The sequence below is a fragment of the Streptococcus mitis SK597 genome, from assembly GCF_000148545.1.
Taxonomy (GTDB): Bacteria; Bacillota; Bacilli; order Lactobacillales; family Streptococcaceae; genus Streptococcus; species Streptococcus mitis_C.
This window is the reverse complement of sequence record NZ_AEDV01000022.1, coordinates 1-16,935: the sequence shown is the minus strand read 5'-3', so window position 1 is coordinate 16,935 and position 16,935 is coordinate 1. Positions and strand designations below refer to the sequence as shown.

Below are 16,935 nucleotides of genomic sequence, written 5' to 3'. Positions count from 1 at the left end.
GGATGTTTAGCTTCTGGAGTATACGTATCTTTTTGTTCTCTTACTTTCACCACTACTTCAACTTCTTCGCTTGTGCCATCTGGGTAACGAACAAGCACGGTTCCTGATACTTCGCCTGGTTGACCTACGGCTGTATTTGGGGCACCATCTTTCCATTCAAACCTTGTTTTCGGTGGTAAACTGTCCACATTGCCAATGCTGTTTCTTGCTTCTGGCACGGTTCCGTTATCCACTGTTTGGACTTTTGGTTCTGGTGTGTTCTTCGCACTCATTGAAGAAATAGTAATTTTTGCAGTACTTTCACTTATATTTCCTGCATTATCTTCTGCTCGAATTGTTAATGAGAACTCTTGTGACGGTGTTCCTATTGGTAGTTTTTCTACTTCTTGTTTCCCTGCTTTGAATTTAATAGAATTTGTATTCTTATCATATTCTAAGTAATCTGGTAAACCTGTTACACTTAACGATTTGATTCCGCTACCATTCGCATTATCTTCTGCTCGTACTTCCATATTAGGTAAAGCTTTGTCTAAGGCAGTCATTTCCCAGTTTGTATTTTCACCTGGTGCTGAGATAGTTGGTTTCGTTACGTCTTTAACTTTCAATGGAATTGTAACATCTTTCACTGTTCCGTCTTTGAAAGTTACAGTTGCACTAATAATTTGATCTCCATAGTTAGTTGTGCTGAGCGTTGATTTAGGTACTACTGTTGAAATCTTATCAGTTCCATTAGCATTTCCTTTTACATCCACTGCTGTTACTTTCGCTTTTAAGTCGTCATTTGATACTGAAGCATCTTGATTAACAACTATTTCTGCTCCAGTTACGTTGTACTCATCACTTAACTTACGAACATTTACCGTTACATTCACTGTATCTTTTGAGCCATCAGGATATGTTACAGTTACGCTACCTGCTTTTTCTCCAGGTCCTGTTGTCGTACTTGGAGTGGTAACCCATGTGTATGTTGTTCCTGCAGGCAAGTTTGTTTTATTTACACTTGTTCCTGCATCTGGTGTATCTCCATAGCTTACTGTTTGTTTTTCAGAGTTAGCAGTTGCATCATATTTCGTTGTCATCGATTTGACTGTAATCGTTACTTGTGCACTATTACTATTATTAGCATTATCTGTCACCGTAATTGTAATGTTATGAGTTTGTCCATCAGTTCCTTCTGGTAATTTTGTTACCTCTTGAACTCCATTTTTAAACTTAATTGTTTTAGTCGCTTCATCATATGTTAAGAAATTTGGTAATCCTGTAACCGTTGTCGACTTAATGCCACTTCCTCCTGGATTATCAGTAGCCGCAACTTTAATTTCAGGCAATGTTCTATCTAGTGCGATTAAATTCCAATTTTGTCTATCTGTCGGTGTTTGGATTGTTGGTTTTGTTACATCTTTTACTTCAAGCGGAATCGTCACTGAATCTGTCGTATCGTCAAGATATGTGACAGTTGCATTGATTGTTTTATTTCCAAATTCTGCCGTACTTATTCTACCCACAGGAGTAACTGATTTCACTTTACTATTACCGTTATTACTGATAGTAACTGCTGCTTTTAGCTCATCATTTGTTACAGACTCATTTTGATTTTTTACAATTTTAGTTCCTGTAGGCTCATATTCATCAGCCAATCTACGTACACTTACAGTCACATTCACGGTATCTTTTGAACCGTCAGAGTATGTTACAGTCACAACTCCTGCTTTATCTCCAGGTCCTGTTATTGTACTTGGAGCTGTTGTCCATGTATATGCAGTCCCAGCAGGTAATCCGTTTTTATTCACACTTGTACCTGCATCTGGAGTTGTTCCATAACTCACCGTTTGTTTTTGTCCGTTAGGTGTTGCATTATATTTCGTAGTCATTGATTTAACAGTGATTGTTACTTGTCTTTGACTAGGATTGTTTGCATTATCTGTAACTTGGATAGTCGCATTATAAGTTTTACTATCTTGTCCAACTGGTAATTTTGTTACTTCTTGAACTCCATTTTTGAATTTAATTGTCTTAGTTGCATTATCATATACTAAGAAATCTGGTAAACCAGTTACCGTTGTTGATTTAACACCAGTTCCTCCATTATTATCTACAGAAGTCACTGTTATTGAAGGCAATGTTCTATCCAATGCAATTAAATCCCAATTTTGTCTATCGTTTGGTGTTTGAATCGTTGGAGCTGTTACGTCTTTCACTTCAAGTGGAATATCAACAGGATCAGTTGTATTGTCTAAATACGTCACTGTTGCTCTAATTGTTTGTGTACCAGCATTTACAGTGCTAATAGAAGATGCAGTAACAGACTTCACTTTACTATTACCGTTATTATTCACACTTACAGCCGCTTTTAGATCGTTATTTGTAACAGGAACATTTTGATTTCTTGTAATTTTACTTCCTGTTGGCGTATATTCATCACTTAATTTTCGCACGGCTATCGTTACATTCACAGTATCTTTTGAAGTATCTGGATATGTTACTTCTACTACTCCTGTTTTATCCCCAGGACTAGAAGTATTCGGAGTTGTCTTCCAAGTATATCTTGTCCCTATTGGTAAACCTGTAGTACTCACACTCGCTTCTGCACTTGGTGTAGCTAAATAACTCACCGTCTGTTTTTGTGGATTAGCAACTGCCGTATATTTGTCCGTCTGAGCTTGAACATTAAACGTTATGGTTTTTGTAGCAGTATTTCCATTTTTATCTATCGCTTTAATAGTTGCTTGCGTTCTCTGGAAATTATTTGGTATTACACCAGATAATTCAATTCGTTTTGTTGAGGGATTATATCTTAGAGGATTTGCTAAATTCTCAACTACAATTGGATTAGCATCTTTAAGTCCAATACCCCTAGCATTATCCTGTGCATCAATGGAAATATTACTTGGTAATCCTTCAGCTCTTGTTAACAATACAGAATCGGGTGCTGTAATAGTTGGATTAATATTATCTACGATTGCTACTGGAATAGTTACTGTTTTCATCACAGTATTTCCACGTAGAATTTCGATTTCTTTATGCTGGATACCTGCTGCAGAAGTATCTACATTAGATGAACCACCTTTCCAACGAATCGTTAAATCAGTTGCAGGGGCTGTTCCATTTGAAAGTTTAATATAACTTCTTGCATCTCCTAGTTCACCGCTTTGATTTTGGTAAATACTTTTATCTTGTTTTCCAATAAAATCTAGAACTGTATACGGAGTAGTAACATCTTTTGTTATTCCATTATCATAACTTACTGTCACAACAGCATTCTTCGTACCCGCTTGACTTAAATCGAAAGGTGTTTTCCATGTTACCCTAGCAGTTTGTGGAACTTCATGATTTGTTTTTGATTTCACTAAATTTCTTGGGTTTTTATAAAAATCATGAGGATCTCCAAACAATGTTGTTAAACTTGGATGTTTTGCTTCCACATCATTTTGAGCATTTGTTTGAATGGTTTTAGTAGACAATCCATCTTTAAAATGGATTGTCATTGTTGTTCCATCAGATGAAATCTCTGCATGATCAAAATCACTTTTATGCCCTGAAGGTGTCATAACATCAGGATGTTCTGTTTTAAATTTTTCAATTAAAGCTGTCTTTTCAGTTTCTGTTAAATGACGAACATCATCTACATATGTCTGCGATAGATCCTTTACTGTATTTCGTTCACTTTGCGGTTTAATAATAAAAGTAAATGTATAAGGCCTTAGCTGATTTGGAGCTACTCTTGTATTAGATGCAATATGAACCTCATATCTACCAGGTTGAACTATTCCCCCTTCTCCTACAACACCTCTAATAGCAGCATTCGTAATAGGATTGTTTATTTCTGTTTTACCATACTCAATTTCACGTACTCTTTGAACTCCTGCTTTCTTATCCCAGTAGGCAACTTGCATTTTTAAACCTTTAATCGGAGAATTGTCTGTAAAACCAACAGTAACAATATAATATGGGGTTTCATCTTCTACTACTTTTCCTCGTGCATACGTAGTGAACTTTCTCTCATTTCCTACTCTTTGTCCTTTTATCTCGATTAAACTCCAAATTTCATCTGAATTATAATAAACAGCAGTACTTCCATTTTCAATAAGATGACCATCTCTTCTATTTTCCTTGGGAGTGTATATTATCCCTCTAAACCCACTCTCCCCCTTACCATCAATCGGTTTTCCATTACGGGGGTCACGTTTCCCAGAATGTGCGCGAGTTACTCTATTAGCCACTTTGTTGCGGAGGATTTTCGCCTCATTTAGAGCACCATCAACTTCACTATCAGTGAATTTTTCCTCAGACAAATCACCAAATGCTTGAAGAGATTTGCTTTCAGATTCACTAAATTCATAGCTGATTTTTCCTGCTAGTTGGTTGATTTCTGAGACAAGAGCCTGAACCTTGGCAATTTTTTCTGTTAAAAGCTTTTTCTTTTCATCACTATCGTTTGCTTTGTCTGCTTGCTTTTCTTTTTTGTCTACGTCGTTGCTTTTCTCTTCCAGTTGAACAAATGAGTCCGACAAAACTTGAACTTCTTTATCTATCTCATCCTGACTAGCACCTGCCTTATCCAAGACTGCTTGCGCACGCGACAAAGAGAGATTAAGATTTTCAACTGATTTGACTGTTTTAGTCTGTAAATCAGTGTTCCTAATCTTTTCAATTAATTCATTTAAAGCAGTTTTATTCACAGCTTTGACTGTATTCTCTACAGCCTTTTCAACACTTTTATCTTCTTGCACATTTTCAGAAATCTTATCTGATTCTTTAACATGATTTTCTACCTGTGGATGATTTTCCACATCGTTTGGAACCTTTTCACTATTCGGATCTTCATCTTTGGCTTTAGTTGAATCATTCAGAGACACAACCATTTCATCAGCATGAACAAGATGTGGATTCTGTATCATTACTGCTCCTGTAGCCAAAAAAAGAGTGCACCCAAAAAGAAAATGCTTCCCTTTCTTTATCATTCGCCAATTCTTTTGATTGATTCCTTTTCGATTAAAAAACATAGAGAACTCCTCATTAATCTAAGCAATTATTTTTCCTATATATTATATTCTATTATTCCCACTAATGCAAGCCGTTTCATTTAATATATGAAAGTTTTTTCACGACTTGAACTTATATTTATATGTTCATCAAATTACTAATATTAAGCAAGTCGGGAGATATTTACTAGTCTATCTCTCCATCAGCATACAGCGCTTCAACTAAATTTTAATGAGAATTTCTACACTCCATCCCCTCCCCAATTTACAACTTCTCTATCCCTGGAACAGTGAAAAACTTGCTTGATTGGCTATCTCGTGCCCTTGACTTGTCTGATACACGTGGTGCTTCTGCCCTTCAAGACAAGTTTGTCACCGTATCATCTGTAGCCAATGCAGGTCACAATCAACTCTTCACTATCTACAAGGATCTCTTGCCATTTATCCGTACACAAATCGTTGGTGATTTCACTGCTGCACATGTCAATGACTCTGCTTGGGCAGATGGAAAATTGGTTCTCGAAGAATCAGTCCTAAATTCACTTGAAAAACAAGCTCAAGATTTGATCAATGCTATCAACTAACTAACATAATAAAAGCGAGCAAGACTACTTTTCTGACACTCAGAAGACTAGCTTGTTCGCTTTTTTTCATTTATAAACTAAAATAGCTGATGATACATATTGTCCAATACAAAATATCTGATTTCTATACTTCCTTTACAAAAACCAATTCCTGTGGCTGTGACAAATCTTCTCGGTAGTTAAATCCTGCAAAGCTTAAACGCCGAGCTTCCTCCACCGTCTGCACTTGATTTTCTATCATAGCGGTTAAAAAGGCACCACGCGCTTTCTTAGAAATAGTTGAGTGAATTTTCAACTGATTACCCTTGTCCTCCATGAATTTGAAGCTTACCATCTTTTCTCTGATTTCCTTAGAAAATACAGTCTCAAATTCGGATGACAAGAGGGAGAAAATCACTTCTTCCTGCTTCACAGCTTCATCATAGACTGCCTTCCAATGGCTCTTCAAAGTCTTACCAGCGACTTTTAATTTCATCAAAAAGTCCAAACGGTGAGGTGCCATAGGTGACAAGGCTGGAACGACACCGTACAAAGCCGAGGTGATAAAGACATGATTTTCAAAATAGGCTTGTTCTGCCTCGGTCAACTTATCTCGCTTGATATGGCGATACATAAGCCCATCAAAAAGTGTCAGAGCTGGATAGTGTTGAGCAGTTTGGTTTTTTAAAGCTTGGATATGTTGAAATTCTTCCGCCGCCTTCTCAGCTGAAACTTTGTAAAAACTCTCCAATTGACTAGCAGAATAGAGGGTCAAGGCATCAAGTACAGCTTGACTTTCTGGTTTTAAAGGAGTAGCTTCGATACTTGGCAAGTCTGTGTTCATTTCTTTTGCTGTTGGGATTAAAATTTTCATATTAATAGTGTAGCATATTTTTTAGCAGCTACCAAGAAATTCATCTAAAAAACCTCGTTTTGAGCGAGGTTTCTCTGTTTATTTGGGCCATCCTAACCAGACAGCCACGAGAACAAGGGCTGTGCCAGCTAAGCTTGTTAAGATAGATAAGAATTTATCTTTTTTCTCCTTGAACTGAGAAAAACCTATCTTCAAAGCGAGCAGCCCAAGTAGCATTGAAGCAAGCATCACATAAAAACCCATTTGTTTGTCCTCCATTAGTCTTAATTTGCCTTATTATAACATATATTTCTTAAATAAACCTTTTTTACTGTACTTTAAAGGTCTTGAGATAATTGTCTCTCCCTACTTGACCTTCGAAGGTTTTACCATTTTCAAGGTAAGGAAGGTCATCTGATACTGAGGCCTTAACCTTATATATCTTCCCATCAACTTTAAAGAAGTAGACGGTGTCTCCCTTGATAACAGCTGATTTGAGGTCTGCTACCACACCCTTGATGCTTTCTGTGGTTTCATTGTCAATTTCAAGGTCGTTTTTATTGGCATACTTGCTGAGCAGTTCTTCCACTGTCGTTGCTACGATAACATTTTGGTACTCGACTGCGTCTACCAGAGCGTACTCTTTGACCAAACCAGCATTATCCTTTAAGCCCATAATATAAAGTGGTTTATCATTGAGGTTGATGAGGATTGGGAAAGTTGCCTTGTAGGATTTCTCCTGAACAGCACCTTCGGCTGATTCACGGGCTGATTCTTCGGTCGCAGAAGCCAAGCTATACTTAGTGATTTCCCCTGTCCGCATATTTTCAAGAATAAAACCAAGATTACTTTCATCTGCATTGGCCGATGTCACACCTGTGTAGAGGTAGATGTCATTACCAATAGACAAGTAATTATAGCCCTTGGTAGTCTGGGTCACGTTTTTCTTGGAAATCATGGCATTCCAGAAACCGTCCTTGTACTTGCCGTTGTAGTTGATTTGCTCAATAGTTTCCTCAGCTGGATAGACCCTGTCCACCCATTCTGGAACATCTGCCAAGTTGTATTCCTTGGTTTCTCCATTTGTGGCATCCAAGATAATGACTGAAACAGGACGAGGAACCGCAAGTCCAAATTGCTTTTGGTAAACTGTAGCCACATAGAAAGGATTGCCCTCATCGTCCACCTCAAAAGATGGAGTCTTGAAGATTTTAGTTGGGTACTTCAAGCGTAGGTGACGTTTGACGTCACGGTTAAAATATTCCGAGTCCGAATACTTGATTGGTGTCTTCAAGTCCACCAAGTCCGCATTACCAGTTACCATGTCCACCTTGATATACTCGCCGATTCCCTTGGCCTGATTATTAAACCACTTGATAGGATCTGCATATTCTAATGGTGTAACCCGATAAGGCTTCCCATCAATCGTCAATTGAGTATAGGTGTCTGCCGCTACGTACTGCGACACCTTATCTGTTAGGGAACCCAAGTAGCGGTCACCAATTTTTTCAGCAGTACTTCTATCTAAGATAGGAACCTTACTGGTGTCACTCTTAGGAAATTCAGTAAAGTCTTTTTCCGTAACCGTGACTACATTGGCATAATTTTTAGCCTGAAAAATGCTGGAAGTCACCAAGGAAACCAAACCTGCTAAGAGAAGAATTCCTCCAATAGAAGCTAAAAGGATTTTCCCTAACCGATTGATTTTGAAACCCTCTAGATTTAAGGCAGATTCCGCCTTACCATGGCGCACATGAACCGTTTTGACAAGGTTTATCCCCTTGCCAAAGCCAAATAAGATTGCTACAAGCAACATATGCCCACAGAGGAAGAAGAGAAATTCCCAGCTGGTCAGGTTAAGGGGCGGTAAAAAGATATACCAGGTCGTTGCGATAAAAATAAGTTCAAAGACTATTCGTTTCATTTGCTTTCCTCCTAAATGATTCGTCCTTCCAAATGATCCAGTTCATGCTGGCAAATCTGAGCTGGGAAGCCTGTCAAGGTAATGGTCTGTTCCTGCCACTTGCTGTCACGATAGGCAACCCTTATGGTTTCATAACGCTTAGTTGGTCTCACACCTACCAAAGACAAACAGCCTTCCTCTGTCTCATAAGGTCCTTCAAAGGACAGGAGCACTGGGTTAAACATGACCACAGGAACCAAGCCCAGATTAAAGATAATCACGCGCTTCTGCACCCCAATCATATTGGCTGCTAGACCAACACAAGTTTCTCGATTTGCTAAGAGCGTATCTTGTAAGTCTCTAGCAAGATGCAGGTCTTCCTGACTTGCCGACTGAGATACCTGAGATAAAAACAAAATATCCTTCACAATTTTCTTTTCCACTTCTGCTCACTCCTCTTACTTTTTACTATATTATAGCAATTATAGCACAAAAGCCGATAACTGCAAGCCCTTTCCCTCAACTGTAGTAAAAAGCCATCCGAAGATGACTTTTTTTAAATCGCATTCTTGTCAAAACCGAGTTTACGTTGAACAAACTTAACGATTTCGACGATAATAATCATTGAGAAGCTTCCACCCATAACGATTCCCCATTGTGACAAGTCTAGTTTGGTTACGTGGAAGATTCCTTCAAGCGGTTCTACGACGATTGTTGCCATGAGAAGGATGAAGGATACCAAGATGGACCAGTTGAAGGTCTTAGACTTGAATGGACCAACTGTCAAGATAGACTGGTAAACAGACTTGACATTGTAGGCATGGAAGAGCTGAATCAAACCAAGAGTTGCAAAGGCCATAGTAAGGGCATCTGCGTGAATGGCATGATTGTCACCCACGTGAACCGGGTAAATAAGGGCAAGTCCATAAACACTCATAACAATAGCTGCTTGGAGTACACCTTGATAGATGATAGAACTCAAAACACCACCTGAGAAGAAGCTTGCCTTGCGTCCACGTGGTTTATGGTTCATGACACCAGGCTCAGCAGGTTCAACACCTAGTGCAATTGCTGGGAAAGTATCGGTTACCAAGTTGATCCACAAAAGATGAACTGGCTGCAAGACGTCCCAACCAAACAAGGTTGATAGGAAGATGGTTAATACTTCAGCAGTATTGGCAGAAAGTAAGTACTGAATAGTCTTTTGAATGTTTGAGAAGACCTTACGTCCTTCTTCAACTGCAACGATGATAGTCGCAAAGTTGTCATCAGCAAGAATCATGTCAGCAGCTCCCTTAGAAACCTCTGTACCAGTGATTCCCATACCGATACCGATATCGGCTGTTTTCAGAGCTGGCGCATCATTAACACCGTCACCTGTCATAGCAACGACTTTACCTTGTTTTTGCCAAGCCTTGACGATACGAACCTTGTGTTCTGGAGATACACGGGCATAAACAGAGTATTGCCCAACTACTTTTTCAAAGGCTTCATCAGATAGTTCGTTGAGTTCAGCACCAGTTAAAACATGACCTTCTGTATCGTTGACATCAATGATTCCCAAACGTTTGGCAATAGCTTCTGCAGTATCTTGATGGTCACCCGTAATCATGATTGGACGGATTCCCGCCTCCTTAGCCACACGAACAGCCTCAGCTGCCTCAGGACGTTCAGGGTCAATCATCCCAATCAAACCAGTAAAAATTAAATCATTTTCAAGCTCTTCAGAAGTCAGGTTTTCTGGAATGCTGTCAATAATCTTATAAGCACCTGCTAGGACACGCAAGGCTTGATGAGCCATTTCAGAGTTGTTGGTATGAATGAGGTTTGTCACCTTCTCATCAATCGGAGCAATATCCCCAGCTTTGTCACGAAGAACACAACGTTTCAAAAGTTGGTCTGGCGCACCTTTGACTGCTACAAGGAAACGGCCATCTGGCAATGGATGAACCGTTGACATGAGCTTACGGTCAGAGTCAAATGGCAACTCAGCTACACGAGGATATTTCTCTAAAAATTCTTTGACATCGTAGCCCTTGTCCAAGGCATATTGGATAAAGGCTGTTTCGGTTGGGTCACCAATCAGGTTACCTTCCACATCGATTTTCGTATCATTGGCCAAGACAACTGAACGAAGTAGGGGCATTTCAAGACCTAGTTCAATGTCATCAGCTGAGTCATGTAGGACTGCATCGTAGAAGACTTTTTCGACGGTCATCTTGTTCATGGTCAGCGTACCAGTCTTATCAGAAGCGATGATTTCAGTTGAACCAAGTGTTTCAACTGCTGGCAACTTACGAACGATGGAATGTCGTTTGGCCAAAACTTGAGTACCAAGGGAAAGAACGATGGTAACGATAGCAGGAAGTCCTTCTGGAATGGCTGCAACAGCAAGGGCAACAGAAGTCAACAACTCACCAAGTGGATTTTTGCCTTGAATGAAGACACCCACTACAAAAGTAACAAGGGCAATGACCAAGATAGCATAGGTCAAGACCTTAGAAAGGTTATTCAAGTTTTGTTTAAGTGGCGTGTCTGTCTCATCCGCATCTTGAAGCATACCAGCGATATGACCAACTTCAGTGTACATCCCTGTATTGACAACAACACCCATCCCACGACCATAGGTCACGTTTGAGTTTTGGAAGGCCATATTGACACGGTCACCAATACCAGCATCTGCAGCAAGTTCAATTGTCAGGTCTTTTTCGACTGGCACAGACTCACCTGTCAGGGCTGCTTCTTCGATTTTAAGAGAGTTGGCTTCTAGCAAACGTAGGTCTGCAGGTACTACATCACCTGCTTCAAGGGCAACGATATCACCTGGTACCAATTCTTTAGAGTCAATCTCAGCCATGTGCCCATCACGCAGAACGCGGGCAGCTGGACTAGACATAGACTTGAGGGCTTCAATGGCTTCTTCTGCTTTTCCTTCTTGGTAAACACCAAAGGCAGCGTTAATGATAACCACGGCTAAAATGATAATAGCATCTGCGATATCTTCCCCACCAGAAGTCACAACTGACAAGATAGCTGCTGCAACTAGGATGATAATCATCAAATCCTTAAATTGCTCGATGAATTTGACCAGGATTGATCGTTTCTCGCCTTCTTCGAGTTCATTGTGGCCAAATTCGGCAAGGCGCTTTTCCGCCTCACTTGATGACAAACCTTGCTCGGTCGCATCCACAGCCTGCAAGACCTCTTCAGGACTCTGAGTGTAAAACGCTTGGCGTTTTTGTTCTTTTGACATGTGTCTCCTCCTTGACATTGTGTGCAAAACAGACTCTCTTTTTCCTCATCGCATCTTTTCACGACAAACAAAAAGAGACCTGTTAATCATAACAAGTCTCGCTGTTTAAGATAGTGCCGGAAAGCATACTTTTCAGTATAAAATTCGGAATGACGACACTATCACAGGTTTCTGCCAGCTACTCCCTTGAGTAGTTCTATTATACCAAATTTTGAAAAGTTTTCAAAGAGTAAAAACTGCCTTGTTTGAATTTTCCCTTGAAAACCAGTATAATGGTAGAATGCTATGTGACTAGAAAGGAAGTTGAATGAAGCAATCTATCTCAAATCTCAAGTTAGCTGAGCGTGGGGCCATTATCAGCATTTCAACCTATTTAATCTTGTCTGCAGCCAAATTGGCAACTGGTCACCTCCTTCATTCATCCAGTTTGGTGGCCGATGGTTTTAACAACGTATCGGACATCATTGGAAATGTGGCCCTCTTGATTGGCATTCGGATGGCGCGCCAGCCTGCAGACCGTGACCACCGTTTTGGCCACTGGAAGATTGAGGATTTGGCAAGCTTAATCACTTCCATCATCATGTTTTATGTCGGTTTCGATGTACTTCAGGATACCATTCAAAAAATTCTCAGTCATGAAGAAACGGTCATTGATCCTCTTGGTTCAACTCTAGGAATCATTTCTGCAGCGATTATGTTTGTGGTCTATCTCTACAACACTCGCCTCAGTAAGAAATCCAATTCTAAGGCACTGAGGGCTGCCGCCAAGGACAATCTTTCTGATGCTCTTACCTCACTGGGTACTACTATTGCCATCCTAGCTAGCAGTTTCAATTATCCCATTGTGGATAAACTGGTTGCCATTATCATCACTTTCTTTATCTTGAAGACTGCCTATGATATCTTTATCGAGTCTTCCTTTAGTCTTTCAGATGGCTTTGACGACCGTCTGCTTGAGGACTACCAAAAGGCTATCATGGAAATTCCCAAAATCAGCAAGGTTAAGTCCCAAAGAGGCCGTACCTACGGTAGCAACATTTACCTTGATATTACGCTAGAAATGAATCCTGACCTGTCTGTTTTTGAGAGTCATGAAATCGCGGATCAAGTCGAGTCTATGTTGGAAGAACGTTTTGGAGTCTTTGATACCGATGTCCATATCGAGCCAGCACCTATCCCTGAGGATGAAATTTTAGACAATGTCTATAAAAAATTGCTTATGCGTGAACAATTGATTGATCAGGGAAATCAACTGGAAGAACTCTTAGCTGACGATTTTGTCTATATTCGTCAAGATGGAGAACAGATGGATAAAGAGACCTATAAAGCCGAAAAAGAGTTGAATTCTGCTATCAAGGATATTCAAATCACTTCCATCAGTCAGAAAACCAAACTCATCTGCTATGAGTTAGATGGTATCGTTCATACCAGTATCTGGCGACGCCACGAAACCTGGCAAAATATCTTTCATCAAGAAACCAAAAAAGAATAGAGAAATCCTGTCATGAGACGGGATTTTTCTATTCTTCTAGTTATCAAAGTCACTGAGATACTCATAGCGGTCGTATTTTTCAAGGAGTGCTTCGTTTTTCTCATCCAGTTCTTTTTGGAGAGTAGCCAGCTTACCAAAGTCAGAGCCGTTAGCCTGCATTTCCTCTTCAATCGCAGCGATACGTTTTTCCAAGGCTTCAATATCGCCTTCAATGCTTGCCCACTCCTGCTTTTCTTGGTAGGTCATGCGTTTCTTGTCTTCTCGAACCTTGATCACTTTCTCCTTTTCGGCCTTTTGCACTTGATTGGCCATCTCTGTTTCAAAGGCTTTTTCATCAAGATAATCGGTATAATGACCAAAGAAAGGACGAATCTTGCCATCCTCAAAAGCGAGAATCTTAGTCGCTACCTTATCCAAGAAATAGCGGTCGTGACTAACAGTCAAAACTGGACCAGCAAAGCCTTGCAAGAAATTCTCCAAAACTGTCAAGGTCGCAATATCTAAGTCATTTGTCGGTTCGTCCAAGAGAAGAACATTTGGTTTTTCCAAGAGCAGTTTGAGGAGATAAAGACGCTTTTTCTCTCCACCTGACAATTTCTCAATCAAGGTTCCATGCGTTGAACGTGGGAAAAGAAACTGCTCCAGCAGCTCTGCAATCGAAGTCGTAAAACCACCGCTGGTCTTGACCTCTTCTGCCACTTCTTGTAGGTAATTGATAACTCGCTTGCTTTCATCTAAGCCCTCGATTTGCTGAGAGAAATAGGCGATACGAACGGTTTCTCCAATCACAACTTGCCCTGCTGTCGGCTCAAGACTTCCTGCAATCAAGTTGAGGAGAGTTGATTTCCCAACACCGTTGTCCCCAACGATTCCGATGCGGTCTTTAGCCTGCACCAAGAGATTAAAATCTTGCAAAATGGGCTTGTTTTCATAGGCAAAAGAAACATCCTGAAACTCGATGACTTTCTTCCCAATCCGACTGGTTTCAAAGTTCATGGTCAAATCTGTTTCAGCAACGCCACCTGAGACTTCTTTCTTCAAGTCGTGGAAACGATTGATACGAGCCTGCTGCTTGGTTGCACGCGCCTGCGGTTGTCTGCGCATCCAGGCCAATTCTTGTTTGTAGAGTTGTTCTTTTTTGTGAAGAAGAGCCACATCGCGCTCATCTTGTTCAGCCTTAAGGCGAACATAGTCCTGATAATTGCCTTGATACTCGGTCAATCCAGCTCGATCCAACTCGAAAATCCGCGTTGACAGTGCATCTAGGAAATAGCGATCATGGGTGATAAAAAGGACAGTCTTCTTGGAATTTTTCAAAAAGAGGGTCAGCCACTCGATGGTCGCAATGTCCAGATGGTTGGTCGGCTCATCCAAAAGCAAGAGGTCGTGGTTGCCAAGTAAGACTTGCGCCAACTGGACCCGTCTTCTTAGGCCACCTGACAATTCCCCAACAGGAGTAGATAAGTCCTGAATCCCCAGCTTGCTAAGAACCGTCTTGACCTGACTCTCAATTTCCCAAGCTTGTAGAGAGTCCATTTCTGCCATGACTCGTTCCAAACGTGCCTGCTTGTCCTCACTATAGTTGAGCATGAGGAGTTCATACTCACGAATGAGCTGGATTTCCTTGAGGTCGCTGGAGAGAACCGTATCCAAAACTGTCTTTCTATCATCAAAATCAGGGTCCTGAGTCAAGTAACCAATTTGGTAATCATTCTTAGCTGAAAAAGGACTAACATCCCCATCAAATCCAGAAACACCAGAAAGAACATCTAAAAGGGTGGTCTTCCCTGTTCCATTGACACCAATCAGACCGATTCTGTCTAGGTCATGGATGATAAAGGAAATATCCTTAAAAACGGTCTTGTCACCGACAGATTTACTTAGTTTTTCAACGATAAAATCACTCATTTTTTCTCCCTCAGATAAGCATGGATGGCTTGACGGTCATTTTCCAATTCTCCATCGACAATGGCATATTCAATCTCTGTTAAAATCTCTCCCAAGTCTGGGCCCGGCTGATAACCATATTCCTTGATCAAAATACCACCGTTGATTTGGATTTCTTTCTTGTCATGAATGGTCAAACTCTGATAGGTTTCTGTGATGGCTTGTGGGTTGACTGGTTTCCCTTGAGCCTGACGAAGATTTTCAGCCTGTAAAAGCAAATCCAAGTCAAAGCGATAACAATCGCGATTGCTCAATTCTCCCTTTTCACGCAAGGTCAAAATAGTCAGTAAATCCTGAACTTGCTTAGCAAACTGGCGTGAGGTCTTCCAAGCTTTCAAAAATGGCTGCGCATTTTCAATCTCCAAAGCCCACAGTAGAGCCGCCCAGGCTTGCTCTGAAGATTCAAAGGTGAAATCAGTCTCCAAATCAAACAGTCTGTTAAGCTTGTCCTGGCTAGCTGCCATATCAGGGAGATAGTCATAAGCTTGACTCTCAATCATGGCAGCCAAGCCCCTTCTCCAAAAGGGAGCCAGCAAGAGTTTATCAAACTCAACGAAGGTACGCTCCACAGAAATTTTCTCCAAAAGTGGCGTCAAAGTCTTCATAGCTTTAAACGTTTCTGGCTCAAGTTCAAAGCCAAGACTGGCCTGAAAACGGAAACCACGCATAATACGCAAAGCATCTTCGTTGAAACGCTCACTAGCCACTCCAACTGCTCGTAAGACTTGCTTTTCCAAATCTTCTAAACCATGAAACAAGTCAATGATTTCCCCTGTCTCGTCCAAGGCAAAGGCATTGACTGTAAAATCACGACGCTGGAGGTCTTCTTCTAACGAGCGAACAAAGGAAACCGCACTGGGTCTGCGATAGTCCACATAGACATCCTCTGTCCGAAAGGTGGTTACCTCATACTCCTCATCCCCATCTAAAACCAAGACGGTTCCATGCTCGATTCCGATATCGGCTGTTCGCGGAAAAATCTGCTTGGTTTCTTCTGGATAAGAAGACGTCGCAATATCCACATCATGGATAGGGCGATTGAGAAGGGCATCTCGAACAGAACCCCCAACAAAATAGGCTTCAAAGCCTGCTTCTTTAATTTTTTCTAATACTGGTAAAGCCTTCTGAAATTCAGAAGGCATTTGCGTTAATCTCATAATAAGTGTTCTAATCCATAGACAAGCTCATGACGCTTGACAACTTCTTTAATTCCCAAATTCACCCCTGTCATGAAGGAGCTACGATCATAGGAGTCATGACGAAGGGTCAATCCTTCTCCTTGATTGCCAAAGATGACTTCCTGATGGGCTACCAAGCCTGGCAAACGAACTGAGTGAATGCGCATGCCATCAAAGTCAGCACCACGGGCACCTGCAATCAATTCTTCTTCATCAGGCGCACCTTGCTGGGTAGACTCTCGAACTTCTGCCATTAACTCAGCTGTTTTAATAGCTGTTCCACTCGGGGCATCCTTTTTCTTGTCATGATGGAGCTCGATAATCTCCACATTTGGGAAATGTTTGGCAGCCTGCTTTGCAAATTGCATGAGTAAAACAGCACCCAAGGCAAAGTTAGGAGCAATCAAGCCACCCAAATTTTGTTCAAGAGAAAATGCTTTTAGCTCTGCAATTTCTTCACTTGTGAAACCAGTCGTTCCAACTACTGGAGCAAAGCCATTCTCAAGAGCAAAGCGTGTATTTTCATAGGCAACAGCTGGTGTAGTAAAGTCTACCCAGACATCCGCTTCAAAACCGGCCAAATCAGCCTTATCCTTGAAAACAGGAATACCCTGCCATTCTGACTCAGACTCAAAAGGATCCAAAACTGCTACCAAGTCCAAGTCTGGATCAGCCAAGACCATCTGACAAGCAGCCTGACCCATCTTTCCCTTAAAACCAGCAATAATTACTCGAATACTCATCTCTACTCCTGTCTAAGATAC

The 16,935-nt window shown here is 40.9% G+C and carries 10 protein-coding genes and 1 pseudogene; 2 read left to right on the top strand and 9 right to left on the bottom strand.

Annotated elements, in window-relative coordinates:
* Positions 1-5,003, bottom strand: a 5,003-nt coding sequence (locus SMSK597_RS0102160; RefSeq protein WP_000465884.1) for a Rib/alpha-like domain-containing protein, incomplete at its 3' end; no start/stop codon positions are given.
* A gap of 236 nt (positions 5,004-5,239) precedes the next feature.
* On the opposite strand from SMSK597_RS0102160, the pseudogene SMSK597_RS05490 reads away from it, so the two are divergent.
* A pseudogene (locus SMSK597_RS05490) lies at positions 5,240-5,566 on the top strand (NADPH-dependent FMN reductase); the annotation flags it as partial.
* A gap of 124 nt (positions 5,567-5,690) precedes the next feature.
* On the opposite strand, the gene yaaA reads toward SMSK597_RS05490, so the two are convergent.
* The 5 genes from yaaA to SMSK597_RS05465 all read right to left on the bottom strand — a co-directional run bounded on the left by yaaA (position 5,691) and on the right by SMSK597_RS05465 (position 11,554).
* Positions 5,691-6,419 carry a peroxide stress protein YaaA gene (gene yaaA / locus SMSK597_RS05485; RefSeq protein ID WP_000697787.1) on the bottom strand — a complete coding sequence of 243 codons (729 nt, stop codon included), beginning with the start codon at positions 6,417-6,419 and terminating at the stop codon, positions 5,691-5,693.
* Between the two features lie 78 nt (positions 6,420-6,497).
* On the bottom strand, positions 6,498-6,662 hold the full coding sequence (locus SMSK597_RS05480; protein WP_000508322.1) for a YczI family protein: 165 nt from the start codon (positions 6,660-6,662) through the stop codon (positions 6,498-6,500).
* A 64-nt stretch (positions 6,663-6,726) separates the two neighbouring features.
* A complete protein-coding gene (locus SMSK597_RS05475; protein ID WP_000822882.1) occupies positions 6,727-8,322 on the bottom strand; it encodes a hypothetical protein in 1,596 nt (531 codons plus the stop codon).
* 11 nt (positions 8,323-8,333) lie between these two features.
* Positions 8,334-8,744 carry a peptide deformylase gene (locus SMSK597_RS05470; protein WP_000412235.1) on the bottom strand — a complete coding sequence of 137 codons (411 nt, stop codon included), beginning with the start codon at positions 8,742-8,744 and terminating at the stop codon, positions 8,334-8,336.
* 113 nt (positions 8,745-8,857) lie between these two features.
* Positions 8,858-11,554: a cation-translocating P-type ATPase gene (locus tag SMSK597_RS05465; protein ID WP_000032447.1), complete on the bottom strand. Its 2,697-nt coding sequence runs from the start codon at positions 11,552-11,554 to the stop codon at positions 8,858-8,860.
* 307 nt (positions 11,555-11,861) lie between these two features.
* On the opposite strand from SMSK597_RS05465, the gene mntE reads away from it, so the two are divergent.
* Positions 11,862-13,046, top strand: a complete 1,185-nt coding sequence (gene mntE, locus SMSK597_RS05460) for a CDF family manganese efflux transporter MntE (RefSeq protein WP_000813927.1) — start codon at positions 11,862-11,864, stop codon at positions 13,044-13,046.
* A 36-nt stretch (positions 13,047-13,082) separates the two neighbouring features.
* Here mntE and SMSK597_RS05455 read toward each other — a convergent pair whose 3' ends face one another.
* The 3 genes from SMSK597_RS05455 to dapB are packed head-to-tail and all read right to left on the bottom strand — an operon-like array spanning position 13,083 to position 16,914.
* On the bottom strand, positions 13,083-14,954 hold the full coding sequence (locus SMSK597_RS05455) for an ABC-F family ATP-binding cassette domain-containing protein (protein WP_001279107.1): 1,872 nt from the start codon (positions 14,952-14,954) through the stop codon (positions 13,083-13,085).
* Positions 14,951-16,150: a CCA tRNA nucleotidyltransferase gene (locus tag SMSK597_RS05450; protein ID WP_080551612.1), complete on the bottom strand. Its 1,200-nt coding sequence runs from the start codon at positions 16,148-16,150 to the stop codon at positions 14,951-14,953. The genes SMSK597_RS05455 and SMSK597_RS05450 overlap by 4 nt, the downstream gene beginning before the upstream one ends.
* On the bottom strand, positions 16,147-16,914 hold the full coding sequence (gene dapB / locus SMSK597_RS05445; RefSeq protein WP_000027867.1) for a 4-hydroxy-tetrahydrodipicolinate reductase: 768 nt from the start codon (positions 16,912-16,914) through the stop codon (positions 16,147-16,149). Before dapB ends, SMSK597_RS05450 begins: the two co-directional genes overlap by 4 nt.
* Positions 16,915-16,935 lie beyond the last annotated feature (21 nt).